This window comes from Plantactinospora soyae (assembly GCF_014874095.1).
In the GTDB taxonomy this organism is placed as follows: Bacteria; Actinomycetota; Actinomycetes; order Mycobacteriales; family Micromonosporaceae; genus Plantactinospora; species Plantactinospora soyae.
Window position 1 is genome coordinate 240,132 of record NZ_JADBEB010000001.1, and the last position, 22,430, is coordinate 262,561.

General features: G+C 73.4%; 23 protein-coding genes and 1 pseudogene. 11 read left to right on the forward strand and 13 right to left on the reverse strand.

The window, feature by feature from the left end:
- Window positions 1-384 precede the first annotated feature (384 nt).
- The gene (alaS, locus tag H4W31_RS01035) at window positions 385-3,051 is read left to right on the forward strand and encodes an alanine--tRNA ligase (RefSeq protein ID WP_192764911.1); all 2,667 of its coding nucleotides are present in this window, start codon (window positions 385-387) and stop codon (window positions 3,049-3,051) included.
- An 84-nt stretch (window positions 3,052-3,135) separates the two neighbouring features.
- Here the strand turns inward: alaS and H4W31_RS01040 are convergent, their stop codons facing one another.
- Window positions 3,136-4,758, reverse strand: a complete 1,623-nt coding sequence (locus H4W31_RS01040; RefSeq protein ID WP_192764912.1) for an ABC transporter permease — start codon at window positions 4,756-4,758, stop codon at window positions 3,136-3,138.
- Window positions 4,755-5,648, reverse strand: a complete 894-nt coding sequence (locus H4W31_RS01045; protein WP_192764913.1) for an ABC transporter ATP-binding protein — start codon at window positions 5,646-5,648, stop codon at window positions 4,755-4,757. The genes H4W31_RS01040 and H4W31_RS01045 overlap by 4 nt, the downstream gene beginning before the upstream one ends.
- Before the next feature lie 226 nt (window positions 5,649-5,874).
- Between H4W31_RS01045 and H4W31_RS01050 the strand changes: the two genes are divergently transcribed.
- Window positions 5,875-7,212: a sensor histidine kinase gene (locus H4W31_RS01050; RefSeq protein ID WP_318782963.1), complete on the forward strand. Its 1,338-nt coding sequence runs from the start codon at window positions 5,875-5,877 to the stop codon at window positions 7,210-7,212.
- On the forward strand, window positions 7,191-7,859 hold the full coding sequence (locus H4W31_RS01055; protein ID WP_192764915.1) for a response regulator transcription factor: 669 nt from the start codon (window positions 7,191-7,193) through the stop codon (window positions 7,857-7,859). The genes H4W31_RS01050 and H4W31_RS01055 overlap by 22 nt, the downstream gene beginning before the upstream one ends.
- An 18-nt stretch (window positions 7,860-7,877) precedes the next feature.
- Here the strand turns inward: H4W31_RS01055 and H4W31_RS01060 are convergent, their stop codons facing one another.
- Window positions 7,878-8,516, reverse strand: coding sequence for a hemerythrin domain-containing protein (locus H4W31_RS01060; RefSeq protein ID WP_225945337.1), 639 nt, complete (start codon window positions 8,514-8,516; stop codon window positions 7,878-7,880).
- A gap of 50 nt (window positions 8,517-8,566) precedes the next feature.
- Entirely contained in the window at window positions 8,567-8,914 is a 348-nt protein-coding gene (locus tag H4W31_RS01065; RefSeq protein ID WP_192764917.1) for a DoxX family protein, read from the reverse strand.
- A 109-nt stretch (window positions 8,915-9,023) separates the two neighbouring features.
- Here H4W31_RS01065 and H4W31_RS01070 point away from each other — a divergent pair, with 109 nt between their 5' ends.
- Together H4W31_RS01070 and H4W31_RS01075 are read left to right on the forward strand one after the other, a co-directional pair.
- A complete protein-coding gene (locus tag H4W31_RS01070; protein WP_192764918.1) occupies window positions 9,024-9,485 on the forward strand; it encodes a MarR family winged helix-turn-helix transcriptional regulator in 462 nt (153 codons plus the stop codon).
- A 33-nt stretch (window positions 9,486-9,518) separates the two neighbouring features.
- Entirely contained in the window at window positions 9,519-9,980 is a 462-nt protein-coding gene (locus H4W31_RS01075) for a pyridoxamine 5'-phosphate oxidase family protein (RefSeq protein WP_192764919.1), read from the forward strand.
- Here the strand turns inward: H4W31_RS01075 and H4W31_RS01080 are convergent.
- Both H4W31_RS01080 and H4W31_RS01085 read right to left on the reverse strand, forming a co-directional pair.
- On the reverse strand, window positions 9,977-10,489 hold the full coding sequence (locus H4W31_RS01080; protein ID WP_192764920.1) for a hypothetical protein: 513 nt from the start codon (window positions 10,487-10,489) through the stop codon (window positions 9,977-9,979). The genes H4W31_RS01075 and H4W31_RS01080 overlap by 4 nt on opposite strands.
- 15 nt (window positions 10,490-10,504) lie before the next feature.
- Complete coding sequence (locus tag H4W31_RS01085) at window positions 10,505-10,861, reverse strand: nuclear transport factor 2 family protein (RefSeq protein ID WP_192764921.1); 357 nt, start codon at window positions 10,859-10,861, stop codon at window positions 10,505-10,507.
- A 167-nt stretch (window positions 10,862-11,028) separates the two neighbouring features.
- On the opposite strand from H4W31_RS01085, the gene H4W31_RS01090 reads away from it, so the two are divergent.
- The gene (locus tag H4W31_RS01090) at window positions 11,029-11,868 is read left to right on the forward strand and encodes an SDR family NAD(P)-dependent oxidoreductase (RefSeq protein WP_192764922.1); all 840 of its coding nucleotides are present in this window, start codon (window positions 11,029-11,031) and stop codon (window positions 11,866-11,868) included.
- Window positions 11,869-11,960: 92 nt separating this feature from the next.
- Here H4W31_RS01090 and H4W31_RS01095 read toward each other — a convergent pair whose 3' ends face one another.
- Window positions 11,961-12,809 carry a hypothetical protein gene (locus tag H4W31_RS01095; protein ID WP_192764923.1) on the reverse strand — a complete coding sequence of 283 codons (849 nt, stop codon included), beginning with the start codon at window positions 12,807-12,809 and terminating at the stop codon, window positions 11,961-11,963.
- Window positions 12,810-12,885: 76 nt separating this feature from the next.
- Window positions 12,886-13,374 carry a hypothetical protein gene (locus tag H4W31_RS01100; protein ID WP_192764924.1) on the reverse strand — a complete coding sequence of 163 codons (489 nt, stop codon included), beginning with the start codon at window positions 13,372-13,374 and terminating at the stop codon, window positions 12,886-12,888.
- A gap of 297 nt (window positions 13,375-13,671) precedes the next feature.
- Between H4W31_RS01100 and H4W31_RS01105 the strand changes: the two genes are divergently transcribed.
- Window positions 13,672-14,331: an alpha/beta hydrolase gene (locus H4W31_RS01105; RefSeq protein ID WP_192764925.1), complete on the forward strand. Its 660-nt coding sequence runs from the start codon at window positions 13,672-13,674 to the stop codon at window positions 14,329-14,331.
- 136 nt (window positions 14,332-14,467) lie between these two features.
- Here H4W31_RS01105 and H4W31_RS01110 read toward each other — a convergent pair whose 3' ends face one another.
- The 4 genes and pseudogenes from H4W31_RS01110 to H4W31_RS44995 all read right to left on the reverse strand — a co-directional run.
- The gene (locus H4W31_RS01110; protein ID WP_192764926.1) at window positions 14,468-15,586 is read right to left on the reverse strand and encodes a nucleotide disphospho-sugar-binding domain-containing protein; all 1,119 of its coding nucleotides are present in this window, start codon (window positions 15,584-15,586) and stop codon (window positions 14,468-14,470) included.
- A 4-nt stretch (window positions 15,587-15,590) separates the two neighbouring features.
- A complete protein-coding gene (locus tag H4W31_RS01115) occupies window positions 15,591-17,132 on the reverse strand; it encodes a DUF6297 family protein (protein ID WP_192764927.1) in 1,542 nt (513 codons plus the stop codon).
- On the reverse strand, window positions 17,125-17,331 hold the full coding sequence (locus H4W31_RS44990; RefSeq protein WP_450091429.1) for an AAA family ATPase: 207 nt from the start codon (window positions 17,329-17,331) through the stop codon (window positions 17,125-17,127). Before H4W31_RS44990 ends, H4W31_RS01115 begins: the two co-directional genes overlap by 8 nt.
- 9 nt (window positions 17,332-17,340) lie before the next feature.
- Window positions 17,341-17,694: pseudogene (locus tag H4W31_RS44995) on the reverse strand (ABC transporter ATP-binding protein); the annotation flags it as partial.
- A gap of 159 nt (window positions 17,695-17,853) precedes the next feature.
- On the opposite strand from H4W31_RS44995, the gene H4W31_RS01125 reads away from it, so the two are divergent.
- The 4 genes from H4W31_RS01125 to H4W31_RS01140 all read left to right on the forward strand — a co-directional run bounded on the left by H4W31_RS01125 (window position 17,854) and on the right by H4W31_RS01140 (window position 21,262).
- Window positions 17,854-18,189, forward strand: coding sequence for a PadR family transcriptional regulator (locus H4W31_RS01125; protein WP_192764929.1), 336 nt, complete (start codon window positions 17,854-17,856; stop codon window positions 18,187-18,189).
- Window positions 18,186-19,094: an ATP-binding cassette domain-containing protein gene (locus tag H4W31_RS01130; RefSeq protein ID WP_225945338.1), complete on the forward strand. Its 909-nt coding sequence runs from the start codon at window positions 18,186-18,188 to the stop codon at window positions 19,092-19,094. Before H4W31_RS01125 ends, H4W31_RS01130 begins: the two co-directional genes overlap by 4 nt.
- Window positions 19,095-19,167: 73 nt before the next feature.
- On the forward strand, window positions 19,168-19,851 hold the full coding sequence (locus H4W31_RS01135; RefSeq protein WP_192764930.1) for an ABC-2 transporter permease: 684 nt from the start codon (window positions 19,168-19,170) through the stop codon (window positions 19,849-19,851).
- A 241-nt stretch (window positions 19,852-20,092) separates the two neighbouring features.
- Window positions 20,093-21,262, forward strand: a complete 1,170-nt coding sequence (locus tag H4W31_RS01140; RefSeq protein WP_192764931.1) for an MFS transporter — start codon at window positions 20,093-20,095, stop codon at window positions 21,260-21,262.
- A 166-nt stretch (window positions 21,263-21,428) separates the two neighbouring features.
- Here H4W31_RS01140 and H4W31_RS01145 read toward each other — a convergent pair whose 3' ends face one another.
- Entirely contained in the window at window positions 21,429-22,379 is a 951-nt protein-coding gene (locus H4W31_RS01145; protein ID WP_192764932.1) for a hypothetical protein, read from the reverse strand.
- Window positions 22,380-22,430: the final 51 nt, after the last annotated feature.

Genomic DNA, 22,430 nt, shown 5'->3' on the forward strand with positions numbered 1-22,430 from the left:
CAAAATTCCCCGTCAAGGTTGGCTTGACAGCTCGCCGTCGTACCCAGGAAATTGCCTACCGCCGTCCGCCGGGCCGTGCGCTAAGGTCGTTCCACGGACCGGGGCCGAGCGACGCCGAGCAGCGGAGCGGGCCGCCAGGTTGGTCGAAACGATCGGGAGCGGGCGAATGGCCACGGTAGGGCGGCGAGCTAGCCACGCCGAGCTGGGGAACGAGGACAGCGTCCTCGCCTGACCCCCTCGGCCCAGCTCGGCGTACGCCATTAGGCCCGCCCATCCGTCTACCGCGCGAACGAGCTCTGGACGGACACCGCGAGGACCCGGCACGACCATCGGCCGTGCGGGTTCCGGTGCGCGTTCGCCACCCCGCCCGACAAGGCCAGTGCCATGCGATCTTCCGACATCCGCCGGACCTTCCTCGACTACTTCACCGACCGCGGCCACACCCGTACGCCGTCCAGCCCGCTGATCCCCGATGACCCGGGGCTGCTGCTCACCATCGCCGGGATGAACCAGTTCAAGCCGTACTACCTCGGCGAGCGCCAGCCGCCGCAACCGCGCCTGACCAGCGTGCAGAAGTGTGTCCGTACCTCCGACATCGACAACGTCGGGCGGACCACCCGGCACGCCACCTTCTTCGAGATGCTCGGCAACTTCTCGTTCGACGACTACTTCAAGGCCGACACCATCGCGTACGCCTGGGAGCTGTTCACCCGGCACTATCAGCTCGACCCCGACCGGATCTGGATCACGGTCTTCTCCGACGACGACGAGTCGGTACGACTGTGGCGCCGGATCGGCGTCCCGGAGTCCCGGATCCAGCGACTCGGGATGCGGGACAACTACTGGTCGATGGGCGTACCCGGCCCGTCCGGCCCGTCCTCCGAACTCTGCTACGACCGTGGTCCGAAGTTCGGCCCCGAGGGCGGTCCGGCGGTGAACGACGAGCGGTACGTCGAACTCTGGAACCTGGTGTTCATGCAGCACCTGCGGGGCGAGGGCGACGGCAAGGAGGACTTCCCGATCCTCGGTGACCTGCCCACCCGCAACATCGACACCGGGCTCGGCCTCGACCGGCTCGCCGCGATCCTCCAGGGCGTCGACACGATCTGCGAGACCGACCTGCTCGCGCCGACCCTCGACGTCGCCCAGGAACTCGCCGGACGGCAGTTCCCCGGTCACGACGGCAGCCCGGAGTCGGTGTCCTTCCAGGTCGTCACCGAGCACGCCCGGTCCGCCGCGTTCCTGCTCGCCGACGGCGTACTACCCGGCAACGAGGGGCGTGGCTACGTGCTGCGCCGGCTGCTGCGCCGGGTGGTCCGGCACGCGCGCACCCTCGGCATCGAGACGCCGGTGCTGGCGGCGGTGACCGGCAGCGTGGTGGAGAACCTCGGCGGAACCTGGCCCGAACTCGTCGCCGGACGCGCGCTCATCGAGGCGGTCACCACGCACGAGGAGGAGAGCTTCGGCGGCACCCTGCGCCAGGGCGGGCGCCTGCTCGACGCGGCGATCGGTCGGGTCCGCGGCACCGACACGACCCGGCTGTCCGGCGAGACGGCGTTCGAACTGCACGACACGTACGGCTTCCCGATCGACCTCACCATCGACGCGGCGCGGGCGGCCGGGCTCACCGTCGACGAGGAGCGGTACGCGGTGCTGCTGGACGAACAGCGCCGCCGGGCCAGGGGCGGTGGCCGGGGCCGGACGGCGGACCAGGAACGCCGCCTGGACACCTACCGGCGGTTGCTGACCCGGCACGGGCGTACCGACTTCGCCGGCTACACCGGGACCCTCGTCGAGACCGAACTCCTCGCCGTACTGCGGGACGGCCGGCCGGTGGAGACGGCAGGCGTCGGCGACCGGGTTGAACTGGTACTCGGCCGCAGCCCGTTCTACGCCGAGTCCGGTGGACAGGTGGGCGACCACGGCAGCGTCCGCACCGCCGACGGAACGATCGTCGAGATCACCGACACCCGGTACGGGGTCGACGGTCTCCACGTACACGAGGGTCTGGTGCGGGACGGTGAGGTCCGGCCCGGCCTGCGGGTCGAGGCCGGGGTCGACGGCGAGCGGCGGGCGGCCGTCGCCCGGTCCCACTCGGCCACCCACGTGCTGCACGCCATGCTGCGGCGGGTGCTGGGCGGCCACGCCCGGCAGCAGGGCTCCCTCGTCGCCCCCGGACGGCTGCGGTTCGACTTCGCCCACTTCTCCCCGGTCGACGAATCCGCACTCGACGTCATCGGCACCCTGGTCAACGACTACCTGCTGGACGATCCCGAGGTACGGGTCTGGCAGGCGAGCCGGGCCGAGGCCGAGGCGGCGGGCGCGACCGCCTTCTTCGGCGACCGGTACGGCGAGCAGGTCCGGATCGTCGACATCGGCGACGCCTCCCGGGAGCTGTGCGGTGGCACCCACGTCGGGCACGGTACCCAGGCCGGACCGGTCCGGATCGTCGGCGAATCCTCCGTCGGCGCCGGACTCCGCCGGATCGAGGCGCTCACCGGCCGGGACGCGCTCCGGTACGCCGACACCGAACGGCGGCTGCTCGCCGAGGTCGGTCGGCTCGTCGGTGCCCGACCGGACAACCTGCTCGTCACCCTCGCCCGGCGACTCGACGCGCTGGCCGAGGCGGAGGAGGCGCTACGCCGACACCGCCGGCACGAACTCGACACGATCGCCGGATCGCTGCTCGGACTCCGTCGGGCGGTCGGCACCGGCTGGCTGGTCAGCGCGCTCCGCGACGACCTGACCGGGCCCGAACTGCGGTCGGTCGTGCTCGACGTCCTGGCGCGCTGCCCGGTCGACGAGCCGACGGTCGTCGTACTCGCGGTCGCGGGCGAGGGGAAGGCGCAGCTCGTCGCCGGGCTCAGTTCCGCGTCGCTGAACCGGGGCGGCCGGGCCCGGGACGTACTCGTCGAGGCGGGTCGGGTGATCGGCGGCGGGGCCGGCGGCACCGGCAACCTGGCCAGTGCGGGCGGCCGGCACACCCACCGCATCCACGAGGCCCTGACCCAGGCCGAATCCGCGGCCGGAGAACTCCTGACCCGGCCCTGACGCGGCCACGATCACGTGAAGTCCGGCCGACCGGAGCCGGACTTCACGTGGTCGGTGGACTCCGGGCCGCCGCCCGGGTGGCGTTCAGCGGCGGGCGTGCCGGAGGGTGGTGACCAGGAAGGCGACGCCGAGCAGGGCCAGGGCGAGGGTGCCCACCAGGAGTGGCGCGGGCCCGACGGGGCGGTTGTCGACGCGTACCGCGCCCATGAAGTCGAGCGCGGCGATGCCGTTCAGCACCACGTACCAGAGCGCGAGGTAGCCGGCCTGGAAGAGCCGGTGGGTACGGCTCGACACCCCGGCCGCCAGCGCCAGCGCGGGTACGAAGAGCAGTCCGGCTGCCCACGCCGCCAGCCCGGCGGTGTCCTGGGCGAGCAGCATCCGGAGCATCGGCACGAGCCCGGTCAGCCCGGCGATGGCCACCCCGGCCCCCCATTCCGCCAGCATCCGCCGTCGGGCTCCGGGATAGGCGCCGAGCAGGGCGTCCACCCCGTACTCGTGGCGTTGGGTGCCCAGCCGGGACCAGAGCAGGACCGGCCAGATCCAGGCCAGCGGCAGGACCACCGCCGGTACGGCCGCGATCGGCGCGACCATCCCGGCCGCGCCGAGCAGTGCGGCGCCGAGCCACCACCACCGTGACCCGGACCGGCGCAGTACCCGCACCTCTCCGCCGAGAAGTCGACCGAACCCGCCCACGGCGGCGGGTTCCCGACCGTGGGGCACGTCCCGCGAGGGGGCCAACCAGGACGGCACCGCCGCGACCCTCGACGTCCGGGGCACCGCCACCGCCAGCGGGCCGGGCACACCCACCGCCAGCGGGCCGGCCGCCCCGGCGGCGGGGCGCAGTCGGGTACGCGCCGGATCGAACCGGCCGAACCACAGCACCGGCAGCACCGCTATCCCGGCCGCGACCAGTACCAGCAGCAGTCGCTGCGCGACGAACCCGCCGTCGGGCTCCAGGCCGGACCACTCGAACGTCCGCAGTGGATGGTCGAGGTACATCAGTCCCAGGCTGAACTCCCCGTTCTCCGACCCGGTCCGTGCGGCGGCGAGATCGGCACGCAGGGACCGGGCCACCCACTGCACACCGAGGCCGCCCAGCGGGGCGTCCGGCCCCTGACCGACGATCATCCCGACCATGGCCGCGAAGAACCAGACGATGTTGCCGAAGCCGCCGCGCAGCGGGCGTACCGAGTCGAACAGCAGCGCGATCGCGGCGGTCACCGCCAGCACGGGCACGGCGAGCAGGCCGAACGGCATCAGCAACGCGACCGGGTCCACCGCACGGACCTCGCCCCGGGCGAGCTGCATCACCAGTCCGGTCGCCGCGAGCACTCCCGCCATCGAGGTCAGCACCAGAAAATTGCTGAGGAACTTGCCGAACAGGTAGCCGGAGCCGCGCAGCGGGGTCGCGGCGAGAAGTTGGCCCACGCCGGTGCGCTCGTCCCGGGCGACGGTGCCGCGTACCACGTAGAAGCCGGTGACCGCCAACCAGAGCGCCCCGGCCAGCGCGGTCACCATGCCGACGTAGGCGCTGTTGTAGACGCTCCGGTACTCGCCGGTGTTCACGACCACCCAACGCGCGTCGACCTCCGGCACCGCCAGGTAGCCCAGGCCGACGGCGGCCGCCAGCACCACCGCGTACGCCGGTCGGCGTACCCGCTCCCGGAAGTCGGCCACGGCGATGGCGACCGGTGCACGTACCGTCATCGGGACACCGTCCACGGCGCACCACCGGTCGGCTGGTGGATCGCGTCGAGATAGGCGTCCTCCAGATCGGGCGGCACCACACTGGCACCCGGGCCGGGTGAGTCCGGCGCCAGCACCCGGACCCGTACCCCGGACGGCGTCCGCACCATCCGGCTGACCACGTGCCGCGCCTGGATCCGGGCGACCTCGGCGGGATCGATCAGCAGTTCCCACACCCGTCCCGCACTCGCCCGGAGCAGTTCCTCCGGGCTGCCCCGGCGGCGGATCCGCCCCTGGGCGACGATGGCGATGTCGGCGGCCACCGACTCGACGTCCGAGACGATGTGCGTGGAGAGTACGACCACCCGGTCGGTCGCCAGCTCGCCGAGCAGGTTACGGAACCGCACCCGCTCCTCGGGGTCCAGTCCGGCGGTCGGCTCGTCGACGATCAGCACCCGTGGATCGGCCAGCAGGGTCTGGGCGATGCCGACCCGGCGCAGCATTCCGCCGGAATACTTCCCCAACGGCCGTTTTCCGGCCCCGGTCAGGTTGACCAGCTCCAGCAGCTCGTCGATCCGGGCCCGGCTGGTCCGCGCCGACAGCCCCTTGGCGGCGGCGAGACAGCCCAGGAACTCCCGGGCCGTCAGGTTCGGATAGACCCCGAAGTCCTGCGGCAGGTAGCCGAGACACCGTCGCAGCGGGTCCGGTCGGGCCAGTACGTCGACGCCGTCGAACGTGACCTGCCCGCTGCTCGGCCGGGTCACGGTGGCGGCGATCCGGATCAGCGAGGACTTGCCCGCCCCGTTCGGCCCCAGCAATCCCAGCACGCCGGCGCCGAGTCGCAGCGTCACTCCGTCGACCGCCCGATGGCCGCCCCGGTAGATCTTCACGATGTCGCGCAGTTCGAACACGTCCCCGCTCCCCCATTCTTTCGGCCCCGGTCCGGACCGGCTTCCGGGCTCGGTCCCGGCGATCCGGACCGGGGTCCGGGCTCGGTTCCCGGCCGGACGAGCAGAGCATCGGCACCGGCTGGCGGGCACGGGGTGCAGGCACCGGAATCGGGGTAGGGCTGGGCATACCTCAGGACTATCTCCAGCCGGATGGGCCGGACCCAATGGGCCGGTTAGCGTGGTGACCGTGTCCCGGCGAAACCCTCGTACGCTGCTGGAATCGGTGACCCGACGCCGGTTTCTGCTGACCGGCTGGCCCTGGCGGGCGCTGGCGTACCTGCTGACCACCCCGCCGGTCGCGCTCGCCTGCGCGGTGCCGCTCGGGCTGCTGGGGCTGCCGTGGCTGTTCCTGCTGAGCCGGGGCACCGGGCTGGCCCGGCTGCCACTCGGCGTGCTGGCGTTCCTGCTGCTGCTCGGGGCCGTACTGCTCGGCGGGTTCGGGCCGCTGCTCGCGGTGCCGTTGGGCGGGCTGGAGCGGGCCCGGCTGCGGCTGGTCGACTCCCGCCCGGTCGCCGCCGGACACCGCACGCCGCCCGCCCGGGACCCGTGGTCCTGGTTCCGGACCCGTTACACCGAGCCGGCCACCTGGTTGGCGCTCGGCTACGCCGCCCTGTTGGCGACGGTGCTGCTGGTCCTCTCCGGCGCCGCCCTGGCGCTGCTGCTCCTGGTCGGTGTGCTCATCGCCGCTCCGCTGCTGGTGGTGAGCGGCGAGGGCGCGGTCTCCATCGGCGTTACCCAGGTCGCCACGGTCGGGGAGGCGCTGCCGTACACGCTGCTCGGACTGGTGCTGCTGGTCGTCGTGCCGTACCCGATGGCGTTGCTGGCCGGCACGCACGGCCTGCTGGCCCGGACGCTGCTGGCGGGCGGTACGCACGCGCGGCTGCGCACCGAACTGGTCGAGGTCTCCCGGTCCCGGGCCCGGCTGGTGGACGCCTTCGAGGCCGAGCGCCGCCGGATCGAGCGTGACCTGCACGACGGGGCCCAGCAACGGCTGGTCAGCCTCACCCTGCAACTCGGACTGGCCCGGGTGGAGATCCCCGCCGACTCCCCCGGTGCGGCGGCGGTGGCGGACGCCCACGAGCAGGCCAAGGTGTTCATGATGGAGCTGCGGGAGCTGATCCGGAACATCCATCCGAAGGTGCTCACCGATCGCGGCCTGCCGGCGGCGGTACGCGACCTGGCCGACCAGTCGGCGGTGCCGGTGACCGTCGACGCCGAGTTGCCCGGCCGGCTGCCGAACGCGGTGGAGGCGACGGCGTACTTCGTCGTCGCGGAGGCGCTGACCAACATCGCCAAGCACAGCGGCGGCACCGCCGCGCGGGTCTGGGCACGCCAGCGGGACGACCTGCTGACTCTGGAGGTCCGCGACGACGGGCGGGGCGGCGCCGATCCGGGCCGGGGCACCGGGTTGACCGGGTTGGCGGACCGGGTCGCGGTGATCGACGGCAGAATGCTGTTGTCCAGCCCGCCGGGCGGGCCGACCCTGCTACGCGTGGAGCTGCCGTGCAGCCGCAACGACCCGTGATCCGGGTGGTCCTCGCCGAGGACGGTGTGCTGCTCCGCGAAGGGCTCGTCGGCCTCCTCGGCCGGTTCGGTTTCGAGGTCGTGGCCGCCGTCGGGGACGCCGAAGCCCTCGGCAGGGCGGTCGCCGAACACGCCCCGGACCTGGTGCTGACCGACATCCGGATGCCGCCGGACTTCACCGACGAGGGGCTGCGGGCCGCCGTGGAGCTGCGCCGTGCCCATCCCGGGCTGGCCGTGGTCGCGCTGAGCCAGTACGTCGAGCAGAGCTACGCCGCCGACCTGCTCGACTCGGACGGTGGCCGCCGGGTGGGCTACCTGTTGAAGGACCGGGTGGTCGACGTGCCGGAGTTCGTCGGCGCGCTGCGTCAGGTCGTGGACGGCGGCACGATCGTCGACCCCGAGGTGGTACGCCGGCTGCTCCGCCGGCAGCGGGATCCACTGGCCCGGCTCTCCGCCCGGGAGCGCGAGGTGCTGGCGCTGGTCGCCGAGGGCCGCTCGAACGCCGCCATCGCCCGGGTGCTGGTGGTCTCCGAGGCGGCGGTGGGCAAGCACGTCGGCAACATTCTCGCCAAGCTCGACCTGCCACCGACCGAGGACACCAACCGCCGGGTGCTGGCCGTGCTGGCGTACCTCACCGGCCAGCGCTGACCTGCCGGCGGCGTCGGCTCAGAGCTGGCCGGGGTAGAAGCCGTGCCGGGACAGTGGGCCGATGAGCTGCTGTTCCTCGTAGGCGAAGTGCGACAGCAGGGTGTCGGTGAGCAGGTCGATCGCCTCGGTGATCGGGCCGTAGTCCGTGGGGTTGCGGGCGAGGTGCACGAGCGCGTCGTCGACCCCCTCCAGCACCTCGTGGATCGCCAGGTGTTCCTCGTGCAGCCGGTCCAGCACGGCCGACAGGTCGCGCTGGCTGCGCCGCAGGTGCGGGAAGATCCCCTCGCTCTCCATCGTGTGGTGGTTCGTCAGGGAGCGGCACTGCGCCTGGCAGACCCCGCCGAGGGTCCAGTCGTTGGCCCGGATCGTCATCATGTTGATCTGGCTGCGGGCGTCGCCGAGCTTCGCCGTACCCTCCGTCACCTGCTGGAGGATGTCCCGCACCTGGGCCAGCTCCGCCCGGTAGTGGTCATGTACGTCGACCAGGTGCCGGCCGGCGTACAGGCCGTGCCGGGTGAAGCTGACCTCCGGGGCCGGCTCGGCCGCCATCGGCCGGGTCGCCTCGTCCAGCACGCTCTTCGGGCTGTGCCGCTCGGTCGGGGCGGCGCTCGGCACGATGCCGGTACGCCGGGTCAGCCAGTCGTTCTCGGTGGTCATGTCCTGCCTTTGCGATCTTCCTGGAGGGGTGATCATCCTCCTACCACGGTCTAGGCGAGAATCCGCAGCACCAGGGCGGCGACGGCGAGCAGCAGCAGCGGGAGCGGCGCGTTCACGCCCTTGGCGTCGCCGGCCCGCAGGTGTGCGGCGACGGCCCCGAGGAAGTAGAGGACGACTCCGATCGCGGCGGCGATGCCGAGCGGCGCGAGCCAGATGCCGGCGACGAGCCCGACGGCTCCGGCGATCTCCAGGGCGGCCAGCGGCGGGAACCAGCTCAGCGGCACGTTGGCCCGTTGCAGGCTGGTGGTGATCCGCTCGTCCCGGGTCAGCTTGCCTCGGCCGGACATCAGGAGTACGGCCGCGAGCAGCGCCGCGACGATGATGTACCCGGTGAACATCGGGATCTCCTTCGGGGGTGGAGTGCGAGGGCCCGGCAACGGTACCAGATAGTCGTGAAGCCTCAACTGTTTAATCGTACCGACTATTTGCTACTGGTAGCATCCTGGCATGAGCCGAGGCAGGAGGCGGTCCGGGGAGACCGAGCGAACCGGCTTCCTGCTCGCCCGGCACGGCGGAATCGCCAACGCACGGTTGCGTCAGGCCCTCGGCCTGGCCGGGCTCAGCCCCCGGCACGGGATGACGCTGACCCGGCTCGCCGAGACCGGTTCGATGACCCAGCAGAGCCTGCTCGACATCCTCGGTGTCGACGCCAGCGTCCTGGTCACGCTGCTGAACGAGCTGGAGGACGAGGGCCTCGTCCAACGGCGCCGGGACCCGACGGACCGGCGCCGGCACATCGTCGAAATCACTCCCGCCGGTTCGGCCGCACTGGATAAGGTGGACGCCGCCGTCGACCAGGTCGAGCGCGACCTGTTCACGGCACTCAGCACCGAGCAGGTCGACCAGCTGCACGAACTGCTCACCCGGGTACGCACCTCGGTCAACGACCCGGCGTGCACGGAGGACTGACCACCCCGGGCACCGGATCAGCAGGAGGCGCGCATGGCAAGCTGGCGGAACATCGAGCAGGACGCTCCGGACTTCGCCAAGCGGGTCCAGGAACGGTTCGGGGCCGGCACCAACAAGACCATCGCCACGCTCCGCCGGGACGGATCGCCCCGGATCAGCGCCTCGGAACTCGAGTTCAGCGACGGGGAGATCACCCTCGGCATGATGGGCGGTTCGATGAAGCTGCTCGACGTCCGGCGTGATCCCCGGATCGCCGTACACAGCCCGACTCTCGAGCCGCCCGCGGACGACCCGACAAGCTGGCCGGGGGACGCGAAGCTCGCCGGTACGGTCGTCGCGATCGACCCGCCGGCCGACAGCCCGCACGAGGGCGCCGGGTTCTTCCGGATCGACATCACCGAACTGGTGCTCACCTACGTCGGCACCCCCGCCGACCACCTGGTGATCGAGTCGTGGCATCCCGACTCCGGCTGGCGACGCCGGACCCGCCTCTAGTACTGCTCCCGGCCCCGCAGGTCGGCGGCGATGTCACTCGCCAGCCTGTGGAGATCCTCGCGGAAGGCCGGGTCGGCCACCCCGCCGAGGTCGTATTCGAGGCGGTCGAGCAGCCGCAGTAGGCGACCGACGGCCTCGGAGTCGGCGTCGGGGTCGGCGTCGGCCAACTGCGCCAGGGTGCCCAACAGGCGGTGACCGCCCTCCGCCACCGACAGCGTGCCGTCGATGATCCGGGCACAGACGCAGGCCGTGGCCACCTGGGCGGCGCGGCCCGGTTCCGGCTCCGGGATGCCGACCTCGTCGAGCATGTCGCGGAGCATCCGCTCGGCGGCGTACGGCGCCAGGGAGCGTGTCGACGCGATGGCGAGCGCCACCGTCGCCTCCCCGTCCAGATCGGCCGCCAGCAGGTCACAGGCGAGCATCACCGCCTCGGCGGGGTCGACATCGTCGACGACCAGCTGGGCGTAGGCCAGTTCCGCACGCCGGTGCAGATCGGATCCCCGCTCCACGTTCCACGCTCCCCGTCAGGTGGCGAGATACGTCCCGTGTCCCCGTACGACGAGCGGGCCGTCGAAGACGAGGACCTCGTTGACCAGGCCACCCCTCTGGTTCCGGTAGTTGATGACCACCGTATCGACCCCGACGTAGGTGGCCAGCACCTCGAAGCGCAGATCCGGAAAGCGCCGGAGCCCTTCGGTCCAGTACGCCCGCAGCGCCGCCTTGCCCCGCACCACACCGTCGGAGCCCTCCACGAGCTGGGCCGCGACCGGGGAGGTGAAGACGACGTCGTCGGCATAGTGCGCCAACAGGCTCTCCAGGTCGTGGGCGTTCCAGTCCCTGACCCAGCCGTCGACGAAACCCTGGATGGCTGTGCTGTCCATGCTCCGATCATTCACCTGTCGGTCGCGCTTCGTCGTCCCCCACGGTCGGTGGCCGGACCGGCCGTCGGTCGGGGCCGCCGTCAGTGGCCGGATCGGCGTACCCCAGCGAGCCGCCGGTCCCGGTCCACCTCAGAGTGGGGTACGGCGCACCCCGGTACGTTGGGCTGATGCCGGATTTCCCTGTCATCGCAGTCGATCCCGGGGTCGGCGTCGACGAACGATCCTCCGATCCGGACCGGGGTCTGTCCTATGTGGTGACCGGCGGCGGCCGGGGCATCGGCCGGGCCGTGGTCGAACGTCTCCTCGGCGACACCGGTCACGTCGTGGTGATCGAGCGGGACCCCGCCGCGCTCGGCTGGCTGGCCGACCATCCCGCCGCCCACCGGCTGGTCGGGGTGACCGGCGACGCCGCCGACGAGGCCGTCACCGGGTACGCCGCCGATGCGGCGGGCACCGCTGGGCGGTTCAGCGGCTGGGTCAACAACGCCGCCGTCTTCCGGGACGCCTCGATCCACGACACACCGGCCCGGCAGGTGCTGGACCTGATCGCGGCCAACCTCGACGCGACGGTCGTCGGCTGCGGTACGGCGATCCGCCGTTTCCTCGCCGCCGGAACACCGGGCGCGATCGTCAACGTCTCCTCGCACCAGGCCCAGCGGCCGGTGCCGGGCTGCCTGCCGTACGCGACGGCGAAGGCGGCCATCGAGGGGCTGACCCGGGCACTCGCCGTGGAGTACGGCCGGTACGGCATCCGGGTCAACGCGGTCGCCCTGGGCTCGATCGAGACCGAGCGCTACGCCGACCTCCTGGCTCGGCAGGACCCGGCCGGTGCCGAACGGATCGAACACGACATGCGGCTGCTCCATCCGGTGGGCCGGGCGGGCCGACCCGCCGAGGTGGCCGCCACGATCGCGCACCTGCTCTCCGCCGAGGCGAGCTTCGTCAGCGGAGTCGTCCTGCCGGTGGACGGCGGCCGATCCGCACTGGGCCAGGATCCCGAGGCGTAATGTCCCGCCGGGACCCCGAGGCGGGGTGTCCCGCCGGGGATCGCGAGGCATAGCGTCCCGCCGGGGATCCCTGGGCGTAGTGCACCGCCGGGTCAGCCGGCGCGGGCCGCCCGCCAGCGCCGTACGGGTCGCGACCGCCGGACCGCCTGACTCGGCGTACCGGTCGACGAACCACTCGACGATCCGCCCGGCTTCCGTGCCGACGGCAGCCAGCGTCGTACCTGCGCCGTCCGGCTGGCGGCGGCGAACGCCTCCTCCCGGAGACTGCGGGCCGCAGCGGCGGCGACCTCGGCATCCCGCCACGTCGACCGCTCCCGCTCCGCCGCCACCGCGTGTGCGGCCAGCAGACTGTCCCGGGCCGCCCGGCGGAGCACGATCTCCTGCTCGGCCGGGTGCCGCCGGGGATCCCAGCCGTTGCGGTTCGCCAGCGCGTCGCTCAGTTGCAGCACCGACAGTTCCTGCCGGGTGGCTGCCGCCATCGCCGCGCGGTGCAGGTAGCGCTCCCGGTCGGCGTACTCGGCCGGGGTGCGCGGCGTACGCGGCTCGGGAAGTACCCCGGCGGCGGAGACCCGGCGCGCGGCGGCATCCGCGACCTCGTACGCCTGCCAGGCCGTCTCGGCCTGCTCCTGGGCCGCCACCCACTCGTCACGGCGTCGACGCGCGGTGACGGCCGACCGCTCGGCGGCCACCGTCACCTCCTCGGCATAGCGGTTGAGTTCGGCCGCCCGGACCGCCAGCCGCTCCCGGCGTCCCTCGGCGTCCCGGACCGCCACGTCGTAGCCGGTCCCGGCCTGGCGACCGGTCATCTCCCGGCCCGTGTCGTCCCGCCGTGGGCGCACGACGAGCGCGATACCTCCGGCCAGGGCGAGCCCGACCAGTACGAGCCAGATCGTGGTGGATTGGGGAATGTTGATCAGGGAGCTGTACAGCACCTTCTCCATCAGGAAACCTCACAGGGTGGCCGATGCGAACAGGGTCGACGGATCCGGACCGGACACGGTCAGGCGCGACCGGTCCTCACCCCAGTGGCGGTGCGCGCGGTCCGGTCGCTCGGGCGTACGCGTCGCGGGCCGGCCGCGGTTCCGCCCCGGTGCCGGGCCGGACCTCTGACGCCACCGGCTGCTGGAGCAGGGCGACAGCCACGGCCACGACCGCCGTGGTATCCGCGCTCTCCGTGGCCGGCGACTCGCCAGTGGCGGTAGCCGCCCGGCCGTCGAGCACGGTCGGATCTCCGGAACCCGCCGTCAGGTCCCCGGCGGCGTCGGTCGGCGCTCCGTCCGCCACCGCCGCCCGGTCTGTGGCGGACGCCTGGTCATCCACATCGGACGATGTCGCGGCGACCGCGGCCGCGTCGGACCGGAACTCGGTCGCTCCGGTCGCGCCCGGCAGGCCCGCGCGGGCCGCGCCGCCGCCCAGCAGCAACGCCATCAGCACCAACGCGGTCACGAACCGCACCGACCGGCACGCCACCCACCAGACGGGGCGGACCAGTGCGACGGGAACCACGACACCCAACCTACTCCTGGTCGGCCGGAACCGCTCGGCAAGCCCGACCACCTCCCCCGGCCGCCAGCCCCTGCGCGGCCCGTGCCGTCACCAAGCTCCGCGTCGCCTTTTGACGCCACCAGCCCCCGCGTGGCAGTGCCGTCGGCGGGGACCGGGCGGGCGTGACGCCGCCGGGGACGCGCGGGCATCCCCGGCCACCCGGACGGGCGTCCCCGGCCACCGGGCGGGCGTTACGCCCTCAGCGGAGTCGGCCCCGGGGGCTGGGCAGGCCCGTCGCGGGGCGCCCATGCTGAAGCCATGACGGAGCGGGGAATCGTACTGTGGCTGCCGGGTGGCGGCTGGCGCGGATGGTCGGCCGAGGACGGCTCGGCACTGGCCGGGCACGGACTGACCGTGGTGCAGGGCCGCTACCGACTGACCGACGAGGCCCGGTGGCCGGCACAACTGGCCGACATCCGGGCAGCCGCGCGGGAACCACTGGCACGGGCGCGGGCGGCGGGCCTGCCCTTCCTGGTGGCCGGCGACTCGGCCGGTGGTCACCTGGCGCTCCACCTCGGGCTGCGTGGCGTGGCCGAGCCCGGTGACGTGGACGCCGTACTGGCGTACTGGCCGCCGGTCGATCCACTGGCCGAGGACTGGCTCCTCGCTCTCCCGGCCCGGGCCGGGGACAATCCGTGGGTACCGCTGCTCGGCCACCCGCCGACGGCGGGCGACCCGACGACGGTGGACGCCATCCCGACCACCCACGTCGGCAACCGCGTACCGGTGCTGCTGGTGCACGGCGCCCAGGACGCGGCGGTGCCGGCGAGCCAGAGCGTGGCACTGGCCTCGGCCCTGCTCCGGGCGGGACATCCGGTGCAGGCGCTGGTCACCCACGGCGGTCACGCGCTGCCGTTGGACCGGCCGGACATCCGGGCCGTCACCGCCGCCTTCCTCGACGCCCACCTGCCCGGCTGAGACATCCCCACGGCCGAGCATCGCCCGGCCGAGCATCCGCCCCGGGTGAGACATCCGCCCGGGTGAGACATCCGCCCGGGTGAGACATCCGCCGGGGTGGGCATCCACCGACACCGGCCGCAGGGACGGCCGACGGTCAGCGGACCAGCGCTTCGAGCCGGGGCACCAGGTCCGCCGGGTCGGGCATCGCCGCCATCTCCCGACGTACCTCGTCGGCCGCGACCGCCAGCGCGCGGTCGGTGACCAGCCGGTCCAGCACTGCCGGGGTGATGTCCCGCTCGGCCACGGCGAGCCCGGCACCCCGGGCCGCCACCAGGGCGGCGTTGTGCCGGCGGTCGCCCGGTCCGGGCAGCGCGAGCTGCGGTACGCCGGCGGCCAGCGCGCCGAGCACCGTACCGGCCCCGCCGTGGTGTACCACCCCCGCGCAGTTCGGCAGCGCCGCGTTGATCGGAATCCAGCCGACCGTACGGACGTTGTCCGGCAGCGCCCCTCGACGGAGTACCCGACGGTCGGGGCGGACCAGTACGAACTCGGCGTCCACCCCGGCGGCGGCCCGGACGACGGCCGTCATCACGTCGCCGCCACCCGGCCCGGTGACCGTGCTGCGGCTGACCAGGATCCGGGGCCGGTCGCCGGGCTCGCGCAGCCAGTCCGGCAGCTCCCCGACCCCGCGCAACGGCACCGCGCGCATCGGATCGCCGATCCGCTCACCCACCACGCTGGGCGGGGCGATCGTCAGGGTGGCGGCGTTCGGTCGCAGGTCCCCGATTCCGCTGCGGTGCTGGGCCCGGACCAGCCGCGCGGCCGTGACCCGAACCAGCTCGGCACCGTCGAAGAGCGAGTTCTCGTGCAGCACCGCCGGTACGGCGCGACGGGCGGCGGCGAGCGCTCCGGCCACCGCCAGCGGCTCGTACACGACGAGGTCCGGCTGCCACCGGTCGGCCAGGGTGACCACGCCGTGGGTCAACTGGTCGTTGGCCGCGCCGAAGAGCAGCGCCACGCCCCGCGTACCGGCCCGGCCGGCCAACTCGGCCCGGGCGATCAACGGATGTCGCAGCATGACCCGGCGGGCGATGCGGTCGAACCGGAGCGCCGGGGCGACGTCGGCGACCGGCAGCCCGGTCCGGCGCACGTCGAGCCCGTCGCCGCCGGTGGCGAGCAGCACCTCGTGGCCTGCCGCGCGCAGTGCCTCGGCGAGCGGCACCATCGGGAACACGTGTCCGAGCAACGGCGCTGACGCGAAGAGCACCCGCATACGCTCAGCCTAGTGACCTTCGCGACCTCCGGCGCGCTCCCGCCACCGCGATGAACCCGGCGAGGCCGAGCAGCGACCCGGCCACCTGCGCCGGAACCGCTCCGGCCGGATTTCCGGCCGCGATGGCGAGCAGCGTCGGCAGTGTGCACAGCAGGCCGAGGTCCCATCCGGTGACCACCCGGTGCAGCGGTCCGGTCGGCATCATTCCCATCGGGGTGACCACCGGCGGCAGGTCGTGCCGGACCGCGCCGCGTCGGGCCGCCCGCAGCGCGCCGACGGCCAGCGCCGGCCCGGCCACGGCGCCGAGCAGCAACCAGTGCCCGGCGCCACCGGGCACCCGGCCGGCGACCAGCGCGAGCGAGCCGGCACCCCACGCCGTACCGATGACGACCGGCAGGATCGCCCGCGCGACCAGCAGCCCGCGCCCAGGCAGGCCGAGCAGCCGGGTCAGCGCGGGCAGGTCGCGGTCCCGCCGGGCGTTGTCGGTCACCGCGCCCACCGCGAGGAGTCCGGACAGCAGCCAGGCTCCGGCCAGCAGCGGCCCCGGGCCGATGACCCCGGCCAGCAGCGCGGGCGGCAGCGTCGCGACCGCGACCAGGGCCAGCCGGTCCGGCGACCGGCGCAGGGTCAGGACATCGTGCGCGAGTACGGCGAGCCGGGCCGGCAACCGGGGCAGTCCGGTACGTCCCGGCGAGCGGCGGGCCCATCGGCGCTCCTCGGCGACCCGGGCAGCGGTGCCGAGATCGAGCGTGACGACGCCGGACGAGAGCGTGCCGGCGAAGGCACCACCGTCAGCGAGGCCGGCCAGGCGTACCCGGTCGAGCCGGACGAGCGCGAGGGCGGCGATTCCGGCGGCCAGTGCCCCGGCGGCGATCAGCCAGTCGGTCGAGGCCCCGCCGGCCACCGCCTGCGGCCAGGCCCACGGCCCGGACCAGATTCCGACCACGATCCGGGCCGACGGGTCGAGTACGGCCAGTGCCGCCGCGGCGGCGCCGAGCAGCAGCGCGGACCGGTCGAGCAGCGCGGCCGACCCCTCGGTGAAGGTCTGCGCCAACGTGGCGAGCCCACCGACGAGGAGGCCGCCGATCCCGCCGGTCAGCACGACGAGCAGTCCCATCGGCGCGACCAGGGCCCAGGCCACGAACGCGCCGTGCAGCAGCCCGACGACCGTGGCCAGGCCGAGCACCGCGACCGCGGTGGGCCAGAGCAGGCCGCGCCGGCCGGTCGGACTGGGCAGCAGCCAGGACAGCCGGGCCGGTCCGGCGGCCAGCGGCCCGAACCGGGCTGCCCCGGCGAGGGCGGCGGCGTACCAGAGCAGCCCGAGGGCGAGCAGGGTGCCCGGCGCCGGACGGCCGAGTGGACCCACGGCGAACACGGCGGACATCCTGGGCAGGCTGCCGGCCAGAATCCCCCCACCGACCAGCAGGGCGAGCAGCAGCAGGTACGCCTGCTGGGCGTGGTCACCGGCGCGCGCCCGGCCCCGGGTACGCAGGTAGCCGCGAGCCGGCCCGGCAGAACTGGCGCCGCCCTGCCCGGCCCTAACCATGCCAGTCCGGTACGTCCAGCGGCTGCGCGCCGGCCGCGGCGATGAGCGTGGGGTCGTGGCTGGCCAGTACGACGGCTCCGGCCCGGCGGGCGTACTCGCGCAGCAGGGCGCCAACGGCCGTACGACCGGCCTCGTCGAGGTGGCGTTCGGGCTCGTCGAGCAGCAGCAGTCGACTGGGGCGGGCCAGTACCAGCGCCAGGGCGAGCCGCTGCCGCTGACCGGTGGAGAGCCGGCCCGGGAGCACGGAGGCGAACCGGGCGACGCCGAGCCGGGCGGCCAGCGCACCCGCCTCGAACCAGCCGGGCGGCACCGGACGGTTGACGAGTTGGACGAACTCCAGGTGTTCTCCGGCGGTCAGGTTCGGGTACCAGGCGGCGGTCTCCAGCAGGCTCGCCACCGTACGCCGGAACGCCGGGGACCGCTCGTCGGCCGGTGCGCCCTGGACGAGGATCCGGCCGCCCAGTGGCCGGCTCAGTCCGGCGAGGCAGCGCAGCAGAGTGGACTTGCCGACGCCGTTCGGCCCGGTGACCGCGAGGACGTCCCCGGCGTCCACGGCCAGCCGCAGCCCCCGGATCAGTACCCGGTCGCGGTAGCCGACGTCCAGTTCCTCGGTCCGCAGGATCATTCCGTGCTCCCCGTTTCCCCGCTCGCAACTCGTCGCAGGGTACGCCGGCCATCTAGATTGCTGCACCATCTAGATGGTTGTGCTAGCTTCTTCGCCGTGGATCAGGAACGTCGTGGCCAATGGCTACGCGGAGTGCTGGACCTGTGCGTACTGGCCCTGCTGCAACGCCGGGAGTCGTACGGGTACGAACTGGCCCAGTCGCTGGACGCGGCGGGCATCGGCCCGATCCAGGGCGGGACCCTCTATCCGGTGCTGCTGCGCCTGCAACGCACCGGTCAGGTCACCGCGCAGTGGCGGGAGGGGGCCGCCGGGCCGGCCCGCAAGTACTACCAGATCACCCCGGCCGGCAGCGAGACGCTACGCCGGACCACCGTCGACTGGGACGCCTTCGCCAGCGGTGTGGGGACGGTCCTGCGGGAGGTGCGGACATGATGAATCACGATGGATGGCTTCACGCGCTCACCGGTGAACTGCACCGGCGCGGCCTCGATCCGGAGCTGTCCCGGCACGTGGTCGCCGAGGCGGCCACCCACCTGCGGGACAGTGGCGAGGCGCCGCTGCGGGTCTTCGGCCCGCCCGAGACGTACGCGGCGGCGGTCGCCGAGAGCGTCGGAGTGCCCCGGCCACAGCCCGCGACGGCCTGGTCGCACCCGTCCGCCGGGGCCGCCGGAACCGCCGCGCCGGGTCGGGCCCACGGAACCGCCCGGCCACGCCAGCACCCGCCCGGACCGGTCCGGCTGGACGTACGCGGGATCAGCAAGCGGTACCGTCGGCGTCCGGTGCTGACCGGCGTGGACCTGACCGTACGGGCCGGCGAGATCGCCGCCGTGGTGGGCGCCAACGGCGCGGGGAAGAGCACCTTCCTCCGGATCTGCGCCGGCCTGATCAGCCCCGACCAGGGGCAGGTACGGGTGCACGGCACCCTCGGCTACTGCCCGCAGTCCGGTGGCACCAACGACTACCTCTATCCGGACGAGCACTTCGTGCTGGTCGGGGCGGGACGCGGGCTGCCCCGCGCCACGGCTCGGGCGGCCGGTCGGGAGCACGCGGCGGCGCTGGACTGGGATCCGGCCGGCCGTACCCAGGCCCGGCAGCTGTCCGGCGGCACCCGGCAGAAGCTCAACCTGGTGATGGCCTCCCTCGGCGAGCCGGACGTGCTGCTGCTCGACGAGCCGTACCAGGGCTTCGACCGGGGCACCTATCTGGACTTCTGGCAACAACTCTGGCAGTGGCGCTCGGCCGGCAAGGCGATAGTCGTGGTGACCCACCTGCTCAACCAACTCGACCGGGTCGACAACGTACTCGACCTGACCCCGACCCGGGAGATGTCGGCATGACCGAGCGCAGCGAGGGCATCAGTCAGCTCAGCCAACCAGGTCATGGGGGCGACGAGCGCAGCGAGGAGCAGCCATGACCAAGATCCTCACGGTGGCGGAACTGGCCCTGCGGGAGATCCTGCGCCGCCGCTCGGTACTGGTGATCCTGACCCTGTTGCCGCTGGCCTTCTACTTCAGTCGGCGCGGCGACCATCTCGGCCAGTCGATCCGGTTCGTCTGTCTGGGGATCGGCTGGGCGCTGAGCACCGCCGCCCTGTTCGCCGGCAGTGCCGCCCGGGGCATCGAACCGCGCCTGCGGTTGTCCGGCTACCGGCCGCACCATCTGCATCTCGGCCGGTTGCTCGCGCTCTGGACGATCGGCATCGGGCTCTCCGTGCCGTACTTCGCGCTGATCCGGTTCGACCAGCACGAGGTCCGGTACGGCGCCATCGCGCTGATCATGGTGCTGACCGTCGCCGTCGCCGCGCCGTTCGGGCTGGCCCTGAGCGCCGTCCTGCCCCGCGAACTCGAGGGCACCCTGGTGCTGCTGACCGTGGTCGGGCTACAGATGATCATGGATCCGGCGGGTACCGCGTCCCGGCTGCTCCCGTTCTGGTTCAGCCGGGAGATCGGCACGTACGCGATCGACCACACCGACGACGGGTACCTGACCCGGGGGCTGCTGCACGGCATCGTGCTGACCCTCGCGCTCACCGCGCTGGTGGCGGTGGCCTCCGGCATCCGGTTGCGTCAGCGCTCCCACCTGAGGTTCATGTAAGGAAGGGGCCCTTCCTATCGCTTTTTGTAGATGAAGGGCCCCTTCCTAACACCACGGCCGAGCGTCGTAGAGTCGTTCGGGTGATCTCACTGGAGGCGACCGCGACGGCGTACGCCCAATGGATCACGCCCTCCCTGCCGATCTACGGCAACGACCACGAGCGCGCCGACTTCGCTCCCTGACCGGCCCGGCACTCCTCCGCCACCGGCCCGTCCATCCCATCCCTCGGGAGCGATCCGTCATGTCGTCGACCGTCGACACCTCCGCACTCGTCGTACTGAAAACTCCACAAACCGCCCGGGTCCTGGCTGCCAGCCTGCTCGGGCGGATCCCGCTCGGCGCGGCACCGCTGGCCCTGCTGGTCTTCGCCCGGGAGACCATGACGCTGACCATGGCCGGGCTGCTGGTCGGCGCGTACACCGCCGGGATGGCGTTCGGTCAGCCCATGCTGGCCCGCCTCGCCGACCGCTGGCGCCAGCCGCCGGTGCTGTGGATCGCCGTCGCCGTCTCCACGGCCGGGTTCGCGCTGGTCGCCTCGCCACTGCCCGGTCCGCTGACCGTCTTCGCCGCCGTGCTGGCCGGGATCGGCGCGCCGCCGTTCGAGGCGTGTCTGCGGGTGCTGTGGCGGGACCTGCTGCCCGAGCGGCAGGTGCACACGGCGTACACATTGGACACCGCGACTCAGGAGATCATCTTCGTCGCCGGGCCGGTGCTCACCCTGGGCGCCGTCGCCCTGCTCGGCCCGGCCGGCGGGTTGGCCGCCGCCGCGCTCTGCCAGGCGGTCGGCACGGCCTGGTTCGGCACCGCACCGGCGGTCCGTCGATGGCGCGGTGTTCCGGCGGTACGTCACTGGGCCGGCCCGCTCCAGGCCGGCCCCCTGCGGGTGATCCTCGGCGCGCTGGTGTTGATCGGTGCCGGTGTCGGCAGCGTGGCGGTGGCCGCGACCGGCTACGCCGAGGCGTCCGGCGGGCGGTCCTGGGCCGGCTGGCTGCTGGCCGCGCAGGCGGTCGGGGCGCTCACCGGCGGCCTGCTCTACGTCCGGTCACCCACACTGCGCCGGTACGGCACCCTGCCCCGCGCGGCCGCGATACTGGCCGTCGGCTACCTGCCGCTGCTGTCGACCCCGGAACCGCCGGTCATGCTGGCGCTGATGGCGATCAGCGGACTGGCCCTGCCGCCGCTGCTGACCATCACCTTCGTCGGTATCGACGGTGTCGCGCCGAGCGGTACCGCCGCCGAGGCCTTCGCCTGGGCCGCGACCGCCTTCTCGGTGGGCAGCGCGCTCGGCGCGGCGCTCACCGGTCCGCTGCTCGACGGGACCGGCAACGTGACCGCCGGATTCGTGCTCGCGCCCGGCGCGATCGGGCTGGCCTACGGCATCCTGGCGCTGGCCGCGCGGCGCTCGGCATAGCCCCGTCTCCGGGCCGGCCGGCACACAGACCGGCCGTCCGGGCCGGCACACAGACCGGCCGTCCGGGCCGGCACGCGGACCGGCCGTCCGGGCCGGCACGCGGACCGGCCGTCCGGGCCGGCACGCGGACCGGCCGTCCGGGCCACCGCCCAGACCCGGCGTCCGGTCATTCGAGCGCCATGGCCAGCCGGTCCACGCTCAGCGCGCTGATCAGCAGCCGCTCCTTGCGGTTGCCGATCAGTCGCCGGGTCCAGTCGACGAAACCACCGTCACCGAACTCGATCCGCTCCCCGTGCAGCACCACGGCGATCTTGAAGCACCATCCGGTGTAGTAGCTCCGGCTGCCGGACCGGTCCGGATCGTCGCGTACCACCACCTTCGGCCGGTCGGCCAGGGCGGCGCGGGCCGCCTCGGCGACCGGTGCCGCCGCCGGGTCCAGCACCGTCATCGCGACCTCGATCGTGCTGAACCCGGCGGCCTCCAACGCCGTACAGAGGATGTTCAACTGCTCGCCGCAGTACCGCCGCTCGAAGCCCAGGCTGCCGGTGTCCCGGCCGGCGGTGACCAGGGCCAGGAGGCTGAAGTGGGCAAACCGGCCGGCACCGGCGAACCGCTGCGCCCGGATCACCCGTTGCAGCGTCGCCAGCCGCACCGGCGGCGCGGACCGACCGTCCCGGGCCAGCGACTCCCGGCGCCGGACCGCCGCCTCCAGCGCCAGCCCGTTGGTCGGATCGGCCGCCACCTCGCTGCCCCGGACCGTGGCCAGCACGTTGTTCTGGTTCACCCCGGCGACGGCCGAGTGGGTGCCCAGCGGCGCGACCGGGGCCAGGGCGAGCAACTCGTACGCCTCCGGGATCGCCGACAGCAGCAGGTCCTCGGCCCGGCGCAGTCGGCGGAACCCGGCCTCGGCCGGTGCGACGAACCTGTCCTCGGTGTAGCGGCGCAGCACGTCGGCCGGGGTCAGGAAGCCGGCCCGGGTCCGGAACGCGGCCAGCAGCAGCGTGACCAGATCCGAGCCGGACAGCCGTACGCCCAGGGTGTTGAGGATTTCGGCGCCGCCGGCCTGGCGCAGTACCCGGGCCAGAGCCGCGCCCTCGACCATCTCAGGATCCGCCATCGCATATCGCTATCACGGCGGATCGCCGACCACCAGCGGCATTTCCGTTCC

Bases quoted from the DNA above. Each gene is read 5' to 3' on its own strand.
- alaS (WP_192764911.1), top strand. From the start codon at position 385: ATGCGATCTTCCGACATCCGCCGGACCTTCCTCGACTACTTCACCGAC.
- H4W31_RS01040 (WP_192764912.1), bottom strand. From the start codon at position 4,758: ATGACGGTACGTGCACCGGTCGCCATCGCCGTGGCCGACTTCCGGGAG.
- H4W31_RS01060 (WP_225945337.1), bottom strand. From the start codon at position 8,516: ATGACCACCGAGAACGACTGGCTGACCCGGCGTACCGGCATCGTGCCG.
- H4W31_RS01065 (WP_192764917.1), bottom strand. From the start codon at position 8,914: ATGTTCACCGGGTACATCATCGTCGCGGCGCTGCTCGCGGCCGTACTC.
- H4W31_RS01070 (WP_192764918.1), top strand. From the start codon at position 9,024: ATGAGCCGAGGCAGGAGGCGGTCCGGGGAGACCGAGCGAACCGGCTTC.
- H4W31_RS01075 (WP_192764919.1), top strand. From the start codon at position 9,519: ATGGCAAGCTGGCGGAACATCGAGCAGGACGCTCCGGACTTCGCCAAG.
- H4W31_RS01085 (WP_192764921.1), bottom strand. From the start codon at position 10,861: ATGGACAGCACAGCCATCCAGGGTTTCGTCGACGGCTGGGTCAGGGAC.
- H4W31_RS01090 (WP_192764922.1), top strand. From the start codon at position 11,029: ATGCCGGATTTCCCTGTCATCGCAGTCGATCCCGGGGTCGGCGTCGAC.
- H4W31_RS01095 (WP_192764923.1), bottom strand. From the start codon at position 12,809: ATGGAGAAGGTGCTGTACAGCTCCCTGATCAACATTCCCCAATCCACC.
- H4W31_RS01105 (WP_192764925.1), top strand. From the start codon at position 13,672: ATGACGGAGCGGGGAATCGTACTGTGGCTGCCGGGTGGCGGCTGGCGC.
- H4W31_RS01110 (WP_192764926.1), bottom strand. From the start codon at position 15,586: ATGCGGGTGCTCTTCGCGTCAGCGCCGTTGCTCGGACACGTGTTCCCG.
- H4W31_RS01115 (WP_192764927.1), bottom strand. From the start codon at position 17,132: ATGGTTAGGGCCGGGCAGGGCGGCGCCAGTTCTGCCGGGCCGGCTCGC.
- H4W31_RS01130 (WP_225945338.1), top strand. From the start codon at position 18,186: ATGATGAATCACGATGGATGGCTTCACGCGCTCACCGGTGAACTGCAC.
- H4W31_RS01135 (WP_192764930.1), top strand. From the start codon at position 19,168: ATGACCAAGATCCTCACGGTGGCGGAACTGGCCCTGCGGGAGATCCTG.
- H4W31_RS01140 (WP_192764931.1), top strand. From the start codon at position 20,093: ATGTCGTCGACCGTCGACACCTCCGCACTCGTCGTACTGAAAACTCCA.
- H4W31_RS01145 (WP_192764932.1), bottom strand. From the start codon at position 22,379: ATGGCGGATCCTGAGATGGTCGAGGGCGCGGCTCTGGCCCGGGTACTG.